The organism is Bacillus sp. TH50 (assembly GCF_016650565.1).
Taxonomy (GTDB): Bacteria; Bacillota; Bacilli; order Bacillales; family Bacillaceae_G; genus Bacillus_A; species Bacillus_A mycoides.
In genome coordinates this window covers 1,256,336-1,274,898 of record NZ_JAEKFM010000007.1, presented here as the reverse complement: position 1 = coordinate 1,274,898, position 18,563 = coordinate 1,256,336, and the positions used below count along the sequence as shown (strand labels likewise).

Sequence of the window (18,563 nt, the reverse complement as noted above, 5' to 3'; positions counted from 1 at the left end):
TTTTTTCATAAACAAAATTATCAATTGCTAGCAGCACTATATGCTACATGTCGTTTCTCAATCCGTTCTTCAATTTCTTTCATATTCTCTTTATTAGTTAGTAGGGATTGTTTATTTTCTATTAATAATTGTTTAAAGGATTTTCTCACTTTTTTTCGCATGTTTATTTTCCTCCTTGGGGGATGGTTTATATAAAAGATAAAGAATTATCTGTGTGTCCTTATAATAATTGATTGTTGTGAATTCCATTTGAACTTCAGATGAAAATTCCATTTATTTTCTGACAACTTTGTGAACAAAAAAAGAAAGGTTAATCAAAAATATATTTGATCAACCTTTCCATGCTCTTTAAAGCATATTAATTAATATTTCAGGTCTTCCCCAATTCATTTCGTTACAAACAAAGCGTAGTTTTTCTTCGTCCATTGTGTGTAACCCTTCTTCTAATAAGCATGAAATTGGAACTTCACAATGAATTTGCGCTAATTGTAAAGAGATATTTAAATTCTCTAAATCACTTTCAATTTTTGTGCGCTGCGCTTTCGTTAATGATGCTATATTTTCTAGCACTGCCGATACTGTCCCGTATTCTTGAATCAGCTTATACGCTGTTTTTTCACCAATACCTTTTACACCCGGATAATTATCACTTGTATCTCCCATGAAAGCTTTCGCATGAACAATTTGCCAAGGTTCTACACCTTTCTCTTCCATGATTTTTTCCGGTGTGTAATACTCGTAATTTCCAATTCCTTTACGAAGAAGCATAACTGTAACATTCGTATCAACAAGTTGAAGTAAATCTGTATCACCTGTCAAAATATAAACTTCCGCTTCATTGCAATATTGTTTTGCAAGCGTACCGATACAATCATCCGCTTCATAACCTTTCATACCGATTACAGGCATAGATAATTTCGCAGTCATTTCTTGCACTAAATCAAATTGCGGAATTAATTCTTCCGGCGGTGCTGCACGATTTGCTTTATAATTCGAGAAAGATTCCGTTCTAAATGTCGTACTTCCCATATCCCAGCACGTTACAATGTGCGTTGGTTCGATTGCTTGTGTTGCTGTTAATAAATGCTTCATATAACCATGAATCCCATTCGTCGGGGTACCATCTTGTCGTTTCATAAATTGTCCATATACACTTGTTGCGTAAAAAGCACGAAATAATAGTGCCATACCATCAACTAATAATACTTTTTTCATAATTCCTCTCCTACTAACAAAAAATAATAACCTCACGTTATCACGTAAGGTTATATATAGATTACCATTCTACGTTTTTGTTCAACTTTGTCTATTATACATTGTTTTTGTATATTTAGCATCATTAACACATTAAGACATTCTACCGCAGCAAGTATGAAGTATTCCTGAATACGTATTTTTACCTGTCGAAACAACTACAGCCTTTGCATTTCCGTCAACAATATACGTACCTTTGAAACATACATTTTCAAGTTCAAGTGGATTATAGTCTTTCATCCGTTTTAATGGAATAAATCGTTTACGTTCAAGATGATAGCAACTTTCAAATTTCTCAATACTAGCATCGTTTCCTGTCAGCATAGATTCATTTACTAATAAATCATTTGCATAAATAATACGTACATCTGCTGGCACTGTATCGCCCTCTGCAAGAAAAATCATATCTCCAGGTACAAGCTCTTGTACTGGTAATTTCATCATTTTTAGTTCACTGTTTAGCCCTGTTACGCTACAGCCAGCTACTCTAGAAACAGTAACTGTTTCACATTGTAATTCATCACCCATATTTTGTTTTGAAAGACCTGGGATCATTCCACTTAGCTTCATCATTACTTCCGCAATACGCGCTCTTTTTGAAGTTAATTCATTTCGTCCGTATACTTGAATACGCTTTTGTGCCTCTTTCATAGATAGTCCGTCTCTTGTTGTTTTAAAATACGCAAATACAGATTTTACATCTCTTGTTGCGATTTCAATTAATAAATCTTTATTTTTTTGAAGCATTGTTTGTTCTTTCATTGCTTTTTTACTTAATTTATACGAAGTGTTACCCACACTTTTATTTACATATAACATATTATCGTCTCCTCCTTTACAACATAGGAAGAAACGCTTTGTTTCTCAATTTATCCACTTTACTGTGAAAGTGTCTAGCGCTTAAATACTCGAATAAACGCTACATTATGATAAATATAGAGGGAGGAACAAGTCGTTTCCTGCCTACATCATATATTTTTGATTTGAAGTATATGGGTAACGGAACCGAGTCAGAATTTGACATGCTCCTCACCTCCTCTTTAATTTTTTAGTTATAATCTATACTATGAAATTACTCATAGTTTGCTAACAAAAAAGACCCTTACTCATAAGAGAGCAAAGGTCATTGCATACACAAATAAGCGATTCCTAATATAATACAATTAGAAATCTATGGACCTCTCCCTCGCCGAGTTTTAGCACTGTATAGCATAGGTTCATTACCAGCTACGTTAAGAAAAACCTTAATTCGATCATTCCTGTTGACCCATTGGCGTCTCTCGACATTTTTGGGCAGTAGCATTTCTCTATACAGGAGCCTCACCTAACAGAGACTTATTATAATTACATAGAAAATGTTACTCTTATTTAAAATAGATGTCAACACTTTGTATGGAAACTTTTCCTTATTACAATAACTATCTCAAGTTTAGTACACTAATACGCATCCTGCTCAGCGTTCGGCTACATAAATTAATTGAACACATATTGCAAAAAATTAGCAAATGAAAAATAAAACCCTTACGTTAAAATGTAAGGGTTTTAATACGTTACACAACCAGCAATTACAATTCCGATGGAAAGTGATAAAAACATAAGGAAAAGACCAACTGCTTGATTATCTTCTTCAAGACTTTTATTAATATTAAAACGTGGTGTAAGCCATTCCGCTAAATAAAAGACAATAATTTGAGCTAAGATCCCAACAGCTCCCCATGAAACCATATCAAGAATTGAAATAGAATTAGCAGCCGTTGAATATAAAACGATAGCAAGACCAAGTAGTCTTCCTCCAAGTACATAGCTTACCGCTTTATTCCCTTGAGCCATTAACTTAAATTCCTTAACTTTCGTTGTCACTTCCATAAGAAAAAGACCGATACACAAAAGTACAAGTGATACTGCTAAATATAGTAAAAAATTAATCATTTATTTTCCTCCTTCTTAATACCTACCGGTAAATAATACGATTCATTTCCCGTAATTTTTTCTCCGGCACGTATACCGATGCTGCTCGCTTTTCCAGCAATTAAAAAAGCCCCAAACACGTACGACAGCTTCTCAATTCCTTTTTCAGTTTCCAAAAATACAACTGGAAGCTCTGTATATTTCTGAAATATAGGCAGTGACGATTTATACGTTTCATGTGCATTTCGAATCATAATATTTGTATCCTTATCACGAATCATAATCGTGTCACCTTCCCTACCGAACGAAGGTTTTTGAACGAACGGACTTTTCCCAAAAAATAAATCTGGCTCTAAATATGTAGGAAGCATATATTCTTTAATCCACTTTTGTTCCTCACTTGTGTAAAAAGCACCTTCTTCTGCTAATCCCCAAATAAGACATTGAATTGATTTCGGCTGAAGTAAAAAAGCCGACAAAGGATTTATAATAAAAAGCTTTCCTTCTTTTACAAGTTGCAAAAGTTCTACTCCCACCAAATCCCCCGTTTCGGGATCTTGATCTTCAATTAAGTCTTCAATTGGATATGTTTGGCGATACAAAACATCAATTGGTACACCATCTCTATCTACTAAAGCATCATCTGTAATTCTAAGTTCTGTCATTGGCATTACTTTATTTTCAACATGACATAGCCTACTCAAATACATAGTCGTATTCCAATCTTCTATATGTTCAGGATGAGCTGTGAAAACAACATTTGGATCTTCCATTCCTTTTGTAAACTCCATTACGGCTTTTGTAATACCAGAAGAAAGTAAGCGCTCTTGATTTGCATTTGGATCATCATAGTCAAGTTCTTCACAAACTTTTCCATTCATTTGAAAGCATTCCACAATAAAAGTTGGAGTATCACTATTAAACTCAAGCATTTTAATACGATTATCCTCTGTTAAAGCAAAATCAAATCGTGAAATAACAGATTCAGGATACATCCCTTTCAGTCTAATAAAAGGCAAGCTTGCAGTTGGAAAACCGAGTTCAAGAAACTGTTCATTAGATAAATTCCGAAGAATTCTAGCAGTCTTAAAAAATATTTTCCCCATTCGTTCAGTTGCTACTTGTAATTGTTTCATCGTTTGCTCTGTTATCGGGAAAACATGAAACAAACTATACTCACATTCATATAAATCCGGCCAGAAATGAGGATAATTCGAATAAAATTCTTTTCTTTTCTTTATGTATTGCGACATATTTTAACCTCCAAATCCACCTTTTGAACCGCTTCCAATTCCACCTTTAAATTCGGCCGAAGATTGATAAGTTTTAAACTCTGATGAATTTTTGAAGGTGGATTTATTTTGATAGTATGTACCACCATAAAAGTAATGTCCACGATAACCTGAACTACTATCATCACACTGCCAAACACCAAGCTCATCATCCCAATCCCAATCAGAACAACTATTATCATTCGGTTCGGGGGGAATATCTTGCGCGCAGCCAAATAAAGTGCCCGTCATTAAAGATGTTAGGACACCACCTACTAGCCATTTCGTTTTTGTCACCTTTGCACTCCCCTTTTTAAATTATATTTCTATTATATAAGATGTCATGATAAAGTAGAAGAAAAAGGAAGAAGAGGGATAAAATGCGATTGGAATATCGGCTCAATGATGAAACAAACGGGTATCCAGCTTTATGGAACTACGCAAATATTTCTAATTCTGAAATTGTCGCGCGCATGACTTGTGAATATTTTATAAAAGATGGAAATACATATATCGTTACTGCAACTTCAGTAGATCCAGACGGAACAGCAGTGTTATATATACAAAAAGAAGTTTTTTCTAACGACCCTTCAGATCCTACATACTCGCACATAGGTTTTGAAATTAGAGAACTAAAGGAAACCTGCTCAATTATGATAGAAAGTAAAGATATTTGGAATTACGAGGATATCTTACCCTCTCTCCATTCAGATATTATATATATTCAACGGGATGGAATACATTTGGAATTCACCCTCGATTCAAGAGAAATTGATGAAGACCGTAAGTGCTATATTTATTATGGGAACTTTACAGGTAAATCGAGATAACATGAGTATATTTATTCAACAAAAAAACCTTACGTATAAAACGTAAGGTTTTTTATATAGTCCCACATATGCCGTTATCTATAGATGTCCATAAACCTGCTCTCACAGGTGGATGTTCTCACAAATGTTTGTAACTTCTTTCTTAAAAAGATGGCCTGCTATCTACATTTAAATATTGAACTTCCGCATTATACTTATTGGTTTAAGACATACACAAGCTACGTACACCGTAGGAATTTTATATACTATTAGTTGAAATAAGACCCCCGCAAGTGCCGTCTCTCGTAAATGTCCAAAAACCCGCTACTCGCAGGTGGATGCCCTCACAGTTACCGTATATCTTCCTCCACAAGGAAGGCTTGATAATGGTCACTAAATATTGAGCTTCCGTAAAACTAACATCGGTTTTAGACATAAATAAGTTACGCACACCGCAGGATGTATTATTTACTTGTCGTTATATTATCACATTGTTTCCAATGTGTAAAATATAATTTTTTTGAAGCAATCTCTTGCTTGTGACCTTATTTTAATACAAATTATTTTTGCATGCAAGTGATTAATCTTCTTCTTTTGCAATTTGATTTTCTGGATAAGAAATCCAATCACTCCAGCTACCTGTATACAATTTAACATTTTGAAAACCAGCTAATTTTAATGCAACTATGTTCGGACACGCTGTAACACCAGAACCACAATATACGATTGTTTCCTTCTCTTTATCAAGATTTTGGAAACGCCCTTGCTGTTCCTCTTCGTTTTTAAAGTGTCCCGATTCTAAAATCCCATCTTTCCAAAAATAGTTTACTGCCGTCGGAATATGCCCTGCCTTCGAATCAACGAGCTCTTCCGCACCAGCATAACGTTTTGGTTCCCTAGAATCAATTAATGTCATATTTGCACCTGCACGAATATTCTCTCTCACCGTTTCCATCGTTACAAGCATATGATCTTGTACATTTACTTTGAATGTTTTTCGTATAGCAACAGGAGCTTCCGTTGTTATCGGTAGTCCATTCTCTTTCCAAGCTGGAAATCCGCCATCTAATATATATACTTTCTCATGTCCTACATAGTTTAATAACCACCAGAGACGAGAAGCATTTGCACCCGCTTGACTGTCATATGCAATTACTGTCGTATGTTCACCAATACCAGCTTGTGAAAGCTTGTCTGCAAACTCCTCAATATTCGGCAATGGATGGCGGCCACCATGTTCTGTTACAGGACTTGATAAATCTAAATTCAAATCAAAATATAACGCATGAAGAATATGTTCTTCCTCATACTTTTCTCTACCCCAATTAGGATTCGCTAAATCAAAACGACAATCGATTATACGGACATTCTCATCTTCTATATGCTCACGTAACCATTCGACTGTAACTATCATCTTTAACGACCTTCTTTCTCTTGCAAACGACTTACATACTCCATAACCATTTCTTCTGTAACAAATTTACGCTGCAGTGTAACACCATTTTTTGCAAGATCATTAATTTGCTTTGTTACAACATTAATGATATCAACCGAAAATTCTTTCCCCTTTGACGCAAGAGATACGGCTGCTTCAATAGCTGCTTCACGCTGCGCATCTAATTGTAAACATGCTTTTACACTTTCATTTTGTTTACGAGAATGTGCTGTAATTGCTTTATGTACTTCCATCTTCTCTTCCCCCTAAATAAGTTATACGTTCTTATTCAATTCCATTGCAAGCCGAATCATATCGCGACATACAATCCCATTTTCAATAATCTCTTCTTCATAATGCTTTGAAAAGTAATCAAAATCAATAGAAAAAATACGAAATCCACATTTTTGATATAAAGCAAGTTGTGAAACACTAGAATTGCCTGTACCAACTTCAAGTTTTGACATACCATATCCTTTAGCAGTTTCTACGGCATGACTTAATAGCTGCTTTCCAATCCCTTTTCCTTGCAAATGCTCTACAACCGCAATATTCATAATTTCCATTGTCCTTGGTCTTGTTTCCAAAAGCACATATACACCAATGATTCTTTCTTCTTGTTTAGCTATATACGTAAACCCTCTCTGTACATATGCATCAATTTGGCTTTCACTTGGATCAGCAAGAAGTAATAAAGATTTCGGTATAGCTTCTTTCGAAATACGCTCTATGACAACAGACATAAAAATTCCCCCTCCTCTATTGTTCTAAACCCCCCTTGTCTACCATAGATAATAGAAAGGAGGGATTCACCATGGACAACAATGAGAAAAAATGCAACGTCATCTCTATTGATGGAAAGAAAAAGAAGAGCGACACATATTCCTATCCAAAATTAGTAGTAGAAAACAAAACGTATGAGTTTTCTTCATTCGTCTTATGCGGTGAAACACCAGACGGCAGACGCTTAGTTCTTACCCATATGATTTCTACTGATGAGTTTGCAGGGTTTGTAAAATCTTTAGATACTGTACTACAAAAGAAAATTGAACGAATCTTTTTTTCATAACAGCTATTTAATATAAATTTCTTTTTCAATTTCTACTAACTGCTTTTGTAGCTCTTCTTTACTTTGTTCGTATAGCGATACATCAATTGTTTCAGCTAAAGCGAATAATATACTTTCATAATAATTCTCAACGTCTTGCTGCATCACTTTTTGGAATAGGTTCCATTTTGCATCCCACTCTTGCTTATAATGATGAACGAATAAATCTTCTTCATCAACTACATAGTTTGATACGAAAGGTTCTAATACTCCTTTAGCGTCTTCTTGCATAAAAGCTTTATCATTTTTTTCAAAAAAGCTTTTCTCATTTTTAAAATGTGCTAGTGCCTTTTTAAAATCTTTTATTTCTATTGAAGGAAACGGCTCTTTATGTGTAATAATTTTATATTCATAATCCACTGTTCCACCCATAGAAATCGATTCATTTTCCACTTTGCAATTCACAACAATTTCATCCTTTGCACGCTTCATCGCTTCATCTATCCATTTTTCAAGACGTAATGATGTCGCACGCATTTCTTGTAATAAATCATGTTGAATAAATGAAACTAATTCCATTACACATTGCTGCAACTGCATTTTCACATTCCCATCTGTTCGTAACGACGCCGGATTAATAAATTCAGTAAACACATCGTTATAGCGTAAAAATAGACGTTGGTGTACATAATAAAGCAATTCTTTCACTTCATTTTGCATTGCTTGCTCTTCAGCAAGTACACTATATGATGAAATAATATGAAGTAGCTGATTACGCTCTGCTTCATATTTTTTTGTTTGCTTCTCTTTCTCATCATTTCCCTGCTTTGCGCCATTTATCATATTTACAAGAAGCTGATTCGCTCCTTGCAATGCACCATATAAAGCATGCACAGATACAAGCATTAAATCCCTCATCATAAAGGACGTAAATGATTCTTCAAACTTAGTAATCCCGGAGTTTTGTAAAATACCATACTTTTCTTTATCAATACTTTTCCCTTGCTTTTCTTCAAGCGCACATAAACTTGAAATTGCAAATAAACGTGGACTTCTAATACCGTATTGCAGGAGCTGATCGGCAATATAACCTTTTACCATTTCAAGTTCTTCTTCAGATTGTGCTAAATCGGCAGCATTTATTAAGAAGAACATTTTATCAAGTGCAAATGTATCCTTTACACGACCGAGCTGAATTAAAAATTCACGATCCGCACGAGAGAAAACATGATTATAGTATGTTACGAATAAAATAGCATCTGCGTTTTTAATATACTGGAATGCAACATCCGTATGGCGCGCGTTAATAGAATCCGCCCCTGGTGTATCTACAAGAGCTACTCCTTGCCTTGTTAAAGCACAATCATAATAAAGCTCCATATACTCAACAAAGCATGATTTTTCTTCATTAGCTACATAATCAGAGAACTCCTCTAACGTAACTCGTAATTGTTCCCCTAAATGATTAGCAACTGCCTCATATCCTTTTTGTACCGCTCGCAAAAAGCTAAATGTTGTTTTTTGCTTCCCGCTTGGTGAAGGGTATTTCATAATTTGATCAATTTTCGTTAACGCTTCTTCCAATGTAGCAATTTCATAGTGAAACATTTTATAAACAGCTTTCATATCTTCTAACAGCGCTTGCTCTGACTTAAACTGAACAATTACCGTTCCATGTGTTTTATCTTCTGTAACTGGCAAAATTTGATTTATTGTTGCTGTCGTTGGGTTTGGCGATACAGGAAGTACCTTTTCACCGAGCAATGCGTTAGCAAATGATGATTTCCCAGCACTAAAAGCTCCAAATAACGCTACTGTAAATTGCTTCGTTTCTACACGCTGTCTTTTTCCAACTACTTCTTGCTGTAGATGTTTCAGTGTAGGCAATGGATCTAATATCGTTTCAGCTTTCTTCACTTTTTCTAATATACGCTGAATATTTAAAGCTTTCGTTCCTTTAATCTCTTCTTCACTAGCCGCTACGTTATCATTTACAATTTCTTGCTCTTGTAGTGTAAACTTCTCACCAACAACTTGTTTTTTACTTTGTAATATTTCGTCTATTTGCAATCCATCTGGTATAGAAACATTTTCATTCCAAATATCTCCTAAATAGCTCTCATATTCCTCATACGTCTTAATGTACTGTAATTTTGTTTCTTTTGCTGTTTGTAACATCGTGTATTTTTCAATTTCTTCTTCAATACGAGCAATCTCTATCTTCACTTTCTTCTGCAATATACCCGTACTTTTCCCAAAGATTTGCTGAGATTTCATAAAGTATCTTTTCTTTAACTCATTTGCAACGTCAGCAGTATAAAGAAGTAAGTAATCACCGGTAAATCCAGCCCCCTGTTTAATTGTTTCAGCCAACACTTCCGGTCCGAAAGCAATTTCTAACGCATATATGTCTTTCCCTATTTCCTCTGTAAATAACCCTTCTTCTTTTAAGAAGGCTACAATAAATTCTTTCACATGAAAATCAAGTTGCGTTTCAACAGTCTTTTGAAGAGCAGAATAAAAAGCATCTACACGTCTCTGTTTTTCTTGCTCCGTCTTTCCTTTCGCAAATAACAAGCCAACTTTAAACTTCGTTAATTTCGTTTCTAAATATTTATTTGCCAATTCTCTCATTTCAAATGGCATTAAATACGCGTTATCTAATATGGCTTGTAAACCTTTTATAAATTCATTTCTCACATCAGATTCTTTACTAGCCACCCGATTTTTATTTTCAGTTAACTCTTCCTTTTTTTCAACTATCTCTGAAAGTGACAGTGGTGATGTTAATTCTTCTTCATATTTCATGAGATGTTTTTCATTTTCAGAAAGAATAAACGAACAATGTTCTTGCAGTAAATACTCTGCTTCTCGCTCCATTCCCTTTCTTACATACTGCTCTTTTTCTTTCATGATAGAAAAGATTAATGCTTCTAAACTTTGAATTTCATTGTATGGATGATTCATCATTCGCAATGATGTATAGAAAATACCATCTACTTCAATATCCCAGTTAGAAAAAGACTGTTTTACACTATCTCTATACTCTTCAAACGATAACTCATTTGCTTTATGTTTATCTATTTGGTTTACAACGAGATAAACCGTTTTATTACGTTGTTTCAATTCTTTAACAAACTGTAAGTTAACCTCTGATTGGACATGGTTATAATCCATCATATAGAAAATAACATCTGCTAGATGCAGTGTTGATTCCGTCGCTAATTGGTGGGCATCATCCGTAGAATCAATTCCGGGCGTATCAACTAACATAACCCCATCAGGAATTGGCGCATCATTTCGATAAATATGAACACCAATTACTTCATCACCGTCTTTACATATTTGTTTTAATTCTTCTGCTGAATATGCGCCGTCATATTCATACTGTTCTCCAGACTTAATCGTTACAACAACACGATCAGATCCTCTTTCAATTTTAACAACGTTAGCACTCGTTGGAATCGGACTTGTCGGTAATAATTGCGCTTTATATAGGTGATTCATCATTGTCGATTTCCCAGCAGAAAAATGACCACAAAAAGCTAGCATAAGCTGCTCTTGTTTATATTTTTGAATCACTTCAAACAACTTCAAACTATTCTCTACATCGCCGTTTTTTTGCCACTCTTCATAAAAACAAACAAGTTTTTTCATACCGTTTGTCTGTACTATGTTTGTCATCCCCTTGTTCCCCTTTATCCAAGATGTATATACTTTATCCCGCTATTTGTGGGCAGTAAAAACCCGTTTCGTGCGGGCTAGTAATCAGTGAGGGATAGACATCCCCGCTGATTAAAGTTTCACTTTATTATCATACTAAATTTTCAGCATATTCACATCAAAAATAAAAAATCCCTTTCATTCTTTTTACAAATGAAAGGGATTTTATGTAATATTATTCATTTTGTTGTTCCTACTCCATTTAATACATACTTTGTAACACCAACATATATAGCAATCGTTCCTACAACAAGTGCATACACCATATTAACACACCAACCTTTTTTGATAATGATTATCACTTTTGAATACATTTTATCATTAAAGAGAATCATTATCAACAAATTTCTAAAAAAAGAAAGCTCCTTCGGGAAAAGGAGCTTTACTGCCTGTTTTAAAGAAGTTTAAAACTTGCTGTGCACTCTTATTATATCTCATAATACACATCTTAGCAGTTTTAAAAATTGGAAATAACCTATATACCCTCCTCTTTACATTTTGTATAATAGAGTGAAACTGTAATTAGTGGGGATATTTCCCATCCCCACTAATTATTAGTTGAACCAATCGGGCTTTTACAAGCAGCCCGACTCCCACCTAACTTCCTCGTATTCACTGAATTTTGAGGTGGGAGTCTTACTGCTTGTTAATGCGGGATAAAAGGGAATTACTTAATAAGGAGGAAAATAATGACACAAAATATTTCACAAGGCGAGAGGATACATTCCATCGATATTATTAGAGGAATAGCTGTACTAGGTATTTTTCTTGTTAACTGGCCAGTTATCGCTGGTGTTGATTCTCGAGATATTTCCGGCGTTTATGATGGATTAGACAGCTATATTCGCTTATTTTATGACATGTTTATTCAAACGAAGTTTTATACTATTTTTTCATTTTTATTCGGATTAGGTTTTTATATCTTTATGAATCGTGCTGAGGCGAAAACAGATCGTCCGAAAACTTTATTTGTTCGCCGCTTGCTTATTTTATTATTATTTGGGTTCTTGCATTACGTTCTTTTATGGGACGGAGACATCTTACATAGTTATGCCATCGCTGGATTTTTCTTATTGTTATTTTATAAGAGAGAGCCTCGTACTATTTTAATATGGGCATTAGTTTTACTAAGTATTTTTCAATTTTTCATACTAATCGCTAGTATAGTGGTTGCCTTAGTACCAAAGGCAGAGTTAGGGTTTTCCTTACCGATCATGCCACTTGAAGACTGGGTGTCACAAATACAAAATCGTTTCCATGCATTTTATTCTGAAGGAATTGGACTAAATATATTCATGCTCCCAGAAACAGTTGGACTATTTTTACTTGGTTTATACGCCGGCAAAAAAGATATTTTCCGCCGCACGAAAGAGTTAGATCCAAAGCTTAAAAAATGGCAAATCATTATGTTCATTTTGACATTACCAATGTGGTTCTTCATGGTCCGTTACTTCTTATCAAAACCATCTTATGAACCATTTTATATGCAGGCCTTTACAATGTTTAGTGGAAAAACATTATTCATATTCTACATTTTCACGCTCATGCGTTTATTACAAAAAGAAAGATGGCAAACATTATTACGTCCGTTCCAATATGTCGGACGAATGGCGTTAACAAATTACATCACACATACGATTGTTACGTTACTTGTATTCGGCCTATTTTTCAAAAATTATTATCCCGCTCCATTATGGGTGGGACCACTATTTTGCATCGGCTTTTATACGTTACAAATCTTTATTAGCCACTGGTGGCTTTCACGTTACCAATATGGGCCACTTGAGTACATTTGGCGTCTTGGTACGTACGGGAAAATGATGCCACTTAAAAAGAAAAGCAAGGTCTCATAATGAGACCTTGCTTTTTTTACGCTTCTCTTACTGCACTTTGCATAGACACTGGCTCTTCTTTTACTTTACGCTGCGGCACCATATTAAATACAATATTTAAAAGTACTGCTGATGCACTTCCAAGTACAATTCCGTTATCTGTCAAAATACGAATGTTTTCCGGAAGCTGTGAAAATAACGTTGGAACAACTGTAACTCCAAGTCCGATTCCGACAGAACATGCAACAATTAATAAATTTTCTTGTTTTCCAAAATCAACACTGCTTAACATTTTAATACCATATGCCATAACCATGCCGAACATTGCTAGCATTGCACCGCCAAGTACTGATTTCGGAATAATTGTTGTAATGGCTGCGATTTTAGGAATAAACCCAAGAGCAATTAACATACCACCACAAGTATAGATAATGACGCGATTTCTTACTCCAGTTAATTGAACAAGTCCTACGTTTTGAGAATATGTTGTGTATGGAAATGCGTTAAAAATACCACCTAGAACCATTGCTAATCCTTCTGCGCGATAACCTTTTGTTAATTCTTTTTCACCGATCTTTTTATTACAAATATCAGATAATGCAAAATATACCCCTGTTGCTTCCACAATTCCTACGCAAGCAACGAGAATCATCGTAATAATTGGCGTTAATTCAAATGTTGGTGTACCGAAGTAAAATGGCTGAATACCGTGGAACCAATCCGCTTCTCCAACCGCTTGCAAACTTACTTTCCCCATAAATGCTGCAACGATTGTACCGAACAATAGACCTAGTAAAATAGAGATTGAACGAATAAATCCGTCAAAGAAACGATACATAATAATGATAAATAATAAAACACCAAATGCTAACGCTAAATTTTCTAGACTTCCGAAATCTTTACTTCCAACTCCTCCAGCCATATCATTAATAGCTGCTGGAACAAGTGTAACCCCAATAACTGTAACGACAGATCCTGTTACAACAGGAGGAAACAGTTTTACAAGCTTCCCAAATAATTTCGCGAAAATAACAACAAATAATCCCGCAGCAATAATTGCTCCATATATAGAGGACACGCCGTATTGTTTACCAATTGCAATCATCGGTCCAACCGCTGTAAATGTACAACCAAGTACAACCGGAAGCCCAATACCGAAAAAACGATTTGATAATGCTTGTAAAATCGTTGCTACGCCGCACATTAATAAGTCAATCGATACTAAATACGTTAATTCTTGTTGATTTAAACCAAGTCCCCCGCCGACAATAAGAGGAACAATAATTGCGCCAGCGTACATGGCAAGCATGTGCTGAATACCAAGCGATGCGATTTTAAATGGGTGCTGCTTCATCGTTAGTTCACCTCCGCAGTTTCTTGCTGTACAAATGTAACTGTGCCGTTATCAAGTGATGCAATTTCTGCTAGTGATTCAACACGAACACCCTGTTCACGCAGCTTCTTTCCTCCATCTTGAAATGCTTTTTCAATAACAATGCCAATTCCCGCAATACTTGCCCCGGCTTGCTCTACTAAACTCATTAAACCTAAAGCAGCCTGACCATTTGCTAAAAAGTCATCAATAATTAATACATGATCATTTTCATCAATATGATTTCGAGATAATGAAATCTCGTTCGTTTCTTGTTTTGTAAATGAATATACGTTTGCAACATACATATTATCTTGTAACGTTAACGATTTACGCTTTCTTGCAAAAACTACTTTTACACCAAGCTCTAAAGCAGCCATAACCGCTGGTGCAATGCCTGAAGATTCAATCGTCACGATTTTTGTAATGTTCTCTTCTTTAAAACGCTTAGCGAATTCTTTTCCGATTTCTTGCATAAGTACTGGATCAATTTGATGATTTAAAAATGCATCTACCTTTAATACATCACCAGATAAAACCTTTCCTTCGTTCAAAATCTTTTCTTGTAATACTTTCATGTTAGTTCCTCCTCTTATGCAAATAAAAAACTCCAAAAGCCGCCACCACTCGTTACAAGTGAGAGACGTGCTTTTGGAGTTTCGCAAAAAAGAATGCTAAACAAGCAAATATATTCGTCCTCACTCATAGTCAAAGTATTTACGGTACTTCGGTAGAAACTTGCAGGCCATATCCCCGCGATTATATGAGTGTAGCTAACTTATTTATTTATAGAAGGATTATAACGCACTTTTTTCACTTTGAAAAGCATTTATCGAAAAAACACGTACGAATTTTATGAAAATACTATTTTCGTTCGAGTTTTGCAAACTCTTACATTTCATATTTAAGCGTCGTTAAAATGATAGGACCATCCTTCGTAATCGCAATTGTATGCTCATATTGAGCTGATAATTTACCGTCCATCGTTCTTGCAGTCCACCCATTTAAATCTACTTTAGAATATCGCATACCTACATTTACTATGGGCTCAATTGTAATTACCATTCCTTTTTGTAACTTAGGCCCTTGTCCTTGTTTACCAAAATGAAAAATCGCTGGTTCTTCATGAATCTCTTTACCGATCCCGTGTCCCGTAAAGTCTCTTGCAACAGAAAACCCTTCAGAGGCTACATAACTTTCAATTGCGTATCCAATATCTCCAACATGGTTACCACTTATTGCTTGCTCAATCCCTTTATATAAAGCACTCTCTGCTACTAACAATAACCTTTTTGCTTCATCAGAAATATCTCCAACTATATACGTCCATGCAGAATCCGAGAGCGCACCATTTAAGTTTACTACCATATCAATTGTCACAATATCTCCTTCCTGTAAAGGTACATCACTAGGGAAACCGTGACACATTTCATCGTTTACAGATGCACATATCGCATATGGATACCCATTGTAACCTTTCTGTTCAGATATTGCACCATGCTTTTCTAAATACGCTTCAACAAACGTATCAATTTCTTGTGTCGTTATTCCTGGTTTCATCATTTTTGCAATTTCTCTATGACAAGAAGCTAGTAACTTCCCAGATTCATGCATCAAATCTATTTCATTTTTCGTTTTAATTGTAATCATACTACCTCTCCTTACTAAACTTGCTATTTGCTACTAAACTTCAATCATACACATCCTCTTCCAAAATTTCAAAACTTCTAATTACAACAAGTACAAAAACAAACATCATTTATTTCTACATCAAAATAAAAAAACAGAAGCTCTCCTCTGTTTTTTAAACATTTTTACATATATAATTCATTTTCAAAAACTCAAAACAACTACCATTTGTTTTCTGTATAAACGTTCCAACAGCTTCGAATCCTGCTCTTTTATACACGTTAATCGCTCTTTCATTAAATGTCGCTACTGATAGCGTTATATAATTGCATCCGTATTTTTCTTTACTAAAAGCTAGTCCAGCTTTTACGAACTGTAGACCAAATCCATTCCCAGTTATATCAGGTCTCATTCCGAGACCTATATCAACCGTTTGATTATTTATGTTACTAAAACTAAAGAAACCAATGAGAGTACCATTTTCCTCCACAGAAAATGTATGATTCCCTCTACTCTCATCCTCTAAAAACTCAGCTAAATCTTCTTCATCTGCCTCTATATCATAAAAGGAATACTCCCCTTCATAATGCCAGTTATATGCAATTTCTTCTGCTTCCGCTTGCGACATTACTGTAAACATATAACCCATTTCTCTCACTCCCTCATAAAAAAAAGCTGCAATTAAGCAGCTCCTGTTTTATAACTCATAAATCTCTTTATATTTAGCTTCTAAATAATCAGCTAAGTAGTTTGCATTTAAACCTTCACCTGTCACATCTTTTAAAATTTCAAGTGGTTTTTTCGTTTTGCCATATTGGTGAATATTTTCTGTTAACCATTCACGAATTGGTGTCACGTTTCCTTCTTCTAATAATACATCAAAGTTTGGAATATCCTTTAGCATCCTATGTTTAAATTGCGCTGCATACATATAACCAAGCGCATAAGATGGGAAGTATCCAAATGAACCACCAGCCCAGTGAACATCTTGCAATACACCTTGTGCATCGTTTTCCGGACGAATTCCTAAATATGCTTCCATCTTATCATTCCAAGCCGCTGGCAAATCCTTCACTTGTAATGTACCATCAAATAATTCTTTCTCAAGTTCATAACGAACCATGACGTGAAGCGGATATGTAAGCTCATCTGCTTCTATACGAATAAACGATGGCTTCGATTCGTTAATCGCATCATAAAACTCATCTACTGATATATCATTGAATTGACCATCGCTATACTCTTTTAATAAATCATAATTTTTCTTCCAGAATGATTTATTACGACCGATAAAGTTCTCAAAGAATAATGATTGTGACTCATGAATACCCATAGAAGTTCCACTACATAGCGGTGTACCTTCAAATTCCTCCGCAATATTTTGTTCATATACAGCATGGCCACATTCATGAATTGTTCCAAACACTGCCATACGGAAATCTTTTTCATCGTAACGAGTCGTAATACGAACATCCCCTCTATTTAATGTAATTTCAAAAGGATGTACCGTTTCATCAAGACGACCCGCTTCAAAGTTATAGTTCAATTGTTTTAATAACTCTAAAGTAAAATTCTTTTGTTTTTCTTTTGAAAAATGTTCAGCTAAGGCATTTGTTTTTAATTCTTTTTTAGACTCAGAAATTTCTTTCACAAGCGGAACGATACGTTCACGTAGTTGACCAAATACATGATCTAACACTTCTACTGTGATTCCCGGCTCATACATGTCTAATAGCGTGTTATATTTGTACGTTTCGTAACCCCAATATGTAATAAACTTCTTTTTGAATTCAACAATTTTTTCTAAATACGGACGGAACATTTCGAAGTCAGATTTTTCGCGAGCTTCTTCCCATACACTTTCCGCTTTCGCTTCTAATTTCACATACGCTTCATATTCCGCTTGTGGAATTTTCTTATTTCTATCATATTCTTTACGACACTCTTCAACCATTTTCTTTGTCGTTTCAGAAAGTTTATTTTCAACAATTAAAGATTCTAGTTCAGTTAAATAGTTCCCCATCTCATCTGAAGTCGACATCGCAAACACTTCGGATGAAAGCATTCCAATTACTTCTGAACGCTGGTCTACTCCTTGCTTTGGTGCACCTGTTCTTAAATCCCAAAACATTAAGCTTAATGCCTCTCCGTAATTCTCTATCTTCTTGACATATGTTAAAAATTGTTTTTCCACTTCATATGTAGCAACTGTCATAGTATAAAAAACCTCCTTTTTCTACCTCAAACTTATTTCGACACTGAAACATAAATTCCTTTTCTAA

Annotated in this window: 19 protein-coding genes, 2 other RNA genes and 2 riboswitches; of the genes, 3 read left to right on the top strand and 18 right to left on the bottom strand. The window is 35.0% G+C overall.

Annotated features, from left to right (window positions below; genetic code table 11):
• Positions 1-20 precede the first annotated feature (20 nt).
• From JFU23_RS23710 to JFU23_RS23685, 6 genes are all read right to left on the bottom strand, one after another.
• Positions 21-161, bottom strand: coding sequence for an FbpB family small basic protein (locus JFU23_RS23710; protein ID WP_001228051.1), 141 nt, complete (start codon positions 159-161; stop codon positions 21-23).
• Positions 162-348: 187 nt separating this feature from the next.
• Positions 349-1,215, bottom strand: a complete 867-nt coding sequence (locus JFU23_RS23705) for a 5'-3' exonuclease (RefSeq protein WP_002135339.1) — start codon at positions 1,213-1,215, stop codon at positions 349-351.
• A gap of 132 nt (positions 1,216-1,347) precedes the next feature.
• Positions 1,348-2,073, bottom strand: coding sequence for a P-type ATPase actuator domain-containing protein (locus tag JFU23_RS23700; RefSeq protein ID WP_002011924.1), 726 nt, complete (start codon positions 2,071-2,073; stop codon positions 1,348-1,350).
• A 354-nt stretch (positions 2,074-2,427) separates the two neighbouring features.
• A riboswitch (M-box (ykoK) riboswitch) is annotated at positions 2,428-2,593 on the bottom strand.
• A 203-nt stretch (positions 2,594-2,796) separates the two neighbouring features.
• The gene (locus JFU23_RS23695) at positions 2,797-3,183 is read right to left on the bottom strand and encodes a DUF350 domain-containing protein (RefSeq protein ID WP_002086561.1); all 387 of its coding nucleotides are present in this window, start codon (positions 3,181-3,183) and stop codon (positions 2,797-2,799) included.
• Positions 3,180-4,415, bottom strand: a complete 1,236-nt coding sequence (locus tag JFU23_RS23690; RefSeq protein ID WP_201032815.1) for a glutathionylspermidine synthase family protein — start codon at positions 4,413-4,415, stop codon at positions 3,180-3,182. Before JFU23_RS23690 ends, JFU23_RS23695 begins: the two co-directional genes overlap by 4 nt.
• Before the next feature lie 3 nt (positions 4,416-4,418).
• Positions 4,419-4,730: a hypothetical protein gene (locus tag JFU23_RS23685; protein WP_002126505.1), complete on the bottom strand. Its 312-nt coding sequence runs from the start codon at positions 4,728-4,730 to the stop codon at positions 4,419-4,421.
• 83 nt (positions 4,731-4,813) lie between these two features.
• Here JFU23_RS23685 and JFU23_RS23680 point away from each other — a divergent pair, with 83 nt between their 5' ends.
• Complete coding sequence (locus tag JFU23_RS23680) at positions 4,814-5,263, top strand: hypothetical protein (RefSeq protein ID WP_002030848.1); 450 nt, start codon at positions 4,814-4,816, stop codon at positions 5,261-5,263.
• A gap of 55 nt (positions 5,264-5,318) precedes the next feature.
• Here the strand turns inward: JFU23_RS23680 and ssrS (JFU23_RS23675) are convergent.
• The 5 genes from ssrS (JFU23_RS23675) to JFU23_RS23655 form a co-directional block, all read right to left on the bottom strand.
• Positions 5,319-5,502, bottom strand: a non-coding RNA gene (ssrS, locus tag JFU23_RS23675) — 6S RNA.
• A 21-nt stretch (positions 5,503-5,523) separates the two neighbouring features.
• Positions 5,524-5,706, bottom strand: a non-coding RNA gene (gene ssrS, locus JFU23_RS23670) — 6S RNA.
• A gap of 116 nt (positions 5,707-5,822) precedes the next feature.
• Positions 5,823-6,656, bottom strand: coding sequence for a sulfurtransferase (locus JFU23_RS23665; protein WP_201032814.1), 834 nt, complete (start codon positions 6,654-6,656; stop codon positions 5,823-5,825).
• 2 nt (positions 6,657-6,658) lie between these two features.
• The gene (locus JFU23_RS23660) at positions 6,659-6,931 is read right to left on the bottom strand and encodes a YpbS family protein (protein ID WP_000451806.1); all 273 of its coding nucleotides are present in this window, start codon (positions 6,929-6,931) and stop codon (positions 6,659-6,661) included.
• Positions 6,932-6,952: 21 nt separating this feature from the next.
• Positions 6,953-7,420, bottom strand: coding sequence for a GNAT family N-acetyltransferase (locus tag JFU23_RS23655; protein WP_002086567.1), 468 nt, complete (start codon positions 7,418-7,420; stop codon positions 6,953-6,955).
• 71 nt (positions 7,421-7,491) lie between these two features.
• Here JFU23_RS23655 and JFU23_RS23650 point away from each other — a divergent pair, with 71 nt between their 5' ends.
• The gene (locus tag JFU23_RS23650; RefSeq protein ID WP_000369740.1) at positions 7,492-7,746 is read left to right on the top strand and encodes a DUF3931 domain-containing protein; all 255 of its coding nucleotides are present in this window, start codon (positions 7,492-7,494) and stop codon (positions 7,744-7,746) included.
• A 3-nt stretch (positions 7,747-7,749) separates the two neighbouring features.
• Here the strand turns inward: JFU23_RS23650 and JFU23_RS23645 are convergent, their stop codons facing one another.
• Both JFU23_RS23645 and JFU23_RS23640 read right to left on the bottom strand, forming a co-directional pair.
• Positions 7,750-11,409, bottom strand: coding sequence for a dynamin family protein (locus tag JFU23_RS23645; protein WP_201032813.1), 3,660 nt, complete (start codon positions 11,407-11,409; stop codon positions 7,750-7,752).
• 218 nt (positions 11,410-11,627) lie between these two features.
• A complete protein-coding gene (locus JFU23_RS23640; protein ID WP_165689454.1) occupies positions 11,628-11,783 on the bottom strand; it encodes a hypothetical protein in 156 nt (51 codons plus the stop codon).
• 354 nt (positions 11,784-12,137) lie between these two features.
• On the opposite strand from JFU23_RS23640, the gene JFU23_RS23635 reads away from it, so the two are divergent.
• Positions 12,138-13,301, top strand: coding sequence for a DUF418 domain-containing protein (locus JFU23_RS23635; RefSeq protein WP_201032812.1), 1,164 nt, complete (start codon positions 12,138-12,140; stop codon positions 13,299-13,301).
• Between the two features lie 16 nt (positions 13,302-13,317).
• Here JFU23_RS23635 and pbuX read toward each other — a convergent pair whose 3' ends face one another.
• From pbuX to ypwA, 5 genes are all read right to left on the bottom strand, one after another.
• Positions 13,318-14,634, bottom strand: a complete 1,317-nt coding sequence (pbuX, locus tag JFU23_RS23630) for a xanthine permease PbuX (RefSeq protein ID WP_002168774.1) — start codon at positions 14,632-14,634, stop codon at positions 13,318-13,320.
• Positions 14,635-14,636: 2 nt separating this feature from the next.
• Positions 14,637-15,230, bottom strand: coding sequence for a xanthine phosphoribosyltransferase (locus JFU23_RS23625; protein ID WP_002086571.1), 594 nt, complete (start codon positions 15,228-15,230; stop codon positions 14,637-14,639).
• A gap of 107 nt (positions 15,231-15,337) precedes the next feature.
• Positions 15,338-15,439: riboswitch (purine riboswitch) on the bottom strand.
• A 104-nt stretch (positions 15,440-15,543) separates the two neighbouring features.
• Positions 15,544-16,302 (bottom strand): type I methionyl aminopeptidase, encoded by a 759-nt coding sequence (locus JFU23_RS23620; protein ID WP_201032811.1) that lies wholly within the window; start codon positions 16,300-16,302, stop codon positions 15,544-15,546.
• 154 nt (positions 16,303-16,456) lie between these two features.
• Complete coding sequence (locus JFU23_RS23615; RefSeq protein ID WP_088292813.1) at positions 16,457-16,930, bottom strand: GNAT family N-acetyltransferase; 474 nt, start codon at positions 16,928-16,930, stop codon at positions 16,457-16,459.
• A gap of 48 nt (positions 16,931-16,978) precedes the next feature.
• A complete protein-coding gene (gene ypwA / locus JFU23_RS23610) occupies positions 16,979-18,496 on the bottom strand; it encodes a carboxypeptidase (protein ID WP_201032810.1) in 1,518 nt (505 codons plus the stop codon).
• Between the last annotated feature and the right edge of the window lie 67 nt (positions 18,497-18,563).

Excerpts from the sequence above, each read along its gene's own strand:
- JFU23_RS23665 (WP_201032814.1), bottom strand. The coding sequence starts at position 6,656 with ATGATAGTTACAGTCGAATGGTTACGTGAGCATATAGAAGATGAGAAT.
- JFU23_RS23680 (WP_002030848.1), top strand. The coding sequence starts at position 4,814 with ATGCGATTGGAATATCGGCTCAATGATGAAACAAACGGGTATCCAGCT.
- JFU23_RS23625 (WP_002086571.1), bottom strand. The coding sequence starts at position 15,230 with ATGAAAGTATTACAAGAAAAGATTTTGAACGAAGGAAAGGTTTTATCT.
- JFU23_RS23650 (WP_000369740.1), top strand. The coding sequence starts at position 7,492 with ATGGACAACAATGAGAAAAAATGCAACGTCATCTCTATTGATGGAAAG.
- JFU23_RS23620 (WP_201032811.1), bottom strand. The coding sequence starts at position 16,302 with ATGATTACAATTAAAACGAAAAATGAAATAGATTTGATGCATGAATCT.
- ypwA (WP_201032810.1), bottom strand. The coding sequence starts at position 18,496 with ATGACAGTTGCTACATATGAAGTGGAAAAACAATTTTTAACATATGTC.
- JFU23_RS23705 (WP_002135339.1), bottom strand. The coding sequence starts at position 1,215 with ATGAAAAAAGTATTATTAGTTGATGGTATGGCACTATTATTTCGTGCT.
- JFU23_RS23710 (WP_001228051.1), bottom strand. The coding sequence starts at position 161 with ATGCGAAAAAAAGTGAGAAAATCCTTTAAACAATTATTAATAGAAAAT.
- JFU23_RS23615 (WP_088292813.1), bottom strand. The coding sequence starts at position 16,930 with ATGGGTTATATGTTTACAGTAATGTCGCAAGCGGAAGCAGAAGAAATT.
- JFU23_RS23695 (WP_002086561.1), bottom strand. The coding sequence starts at position 3,183 with ATGATTAATTTTTTACTATATTTAGCAGTATCACTTGTACTTTTGTGT.
- JFU23_RS23645 (WP_201032813.1), bottom strand. The coding sequence starts at position 11,409 with ATGACAAACATAGTACAGACAAACGGTATGAAAAAACTTGTTTGTTTT.
- JFU23_RS23655 (WP_002086567.1), bottom strand. The coding sequence starts at position 7,420 with ATGTCTGTTGTCATAGAGCGTATTTCGAAAGAAGCTATACCGAAATCT.
- JFU23_RS23660 (WP_000451806.1), bottom strand. The coding sequence starts at position 6,931 with ATGGAAGTACATAAAGCAATTACAGCACATTCTCGTAAACAAAATGAA.
- pbuX (WP_002168774.1), bottom strand. The coding sequence starts at position 14,634 with ATGAAGCAGCACCCATTTAAAATCGCATCGCTTGGTATTCAGCACATG.
- JFU23_RS23640 (WP_165689454.1), bottom strand. The coding sequence starts at position 11,783 with ATGATTCTCTTTAATGATAAAATGTATTCAAAAGTGATAATCATTATC.
- JFU23_RS23700 (WP_002011924.1), bottom strand. The coding sequence starts at position 2,073 with ATGTTATATGTAAATAAAAGTGTGGGTAACACTTCGTATAAATTAAGT.
- JFU23_RS23690 (WP_201032815.1), bottom strand. The coding sequence starts at position 4,415 with ATGTCGCAATACATAAAGAAAAGAAAAGAATTTTATTCGAATTATCCT.
- JFU23_RS23635 (WP_201032812.1), top strand. The coding sequence starts at position 12,138 with ATGACACAAAATATTTCACAAGGCGAGAGGATACATTCCATCGATATT.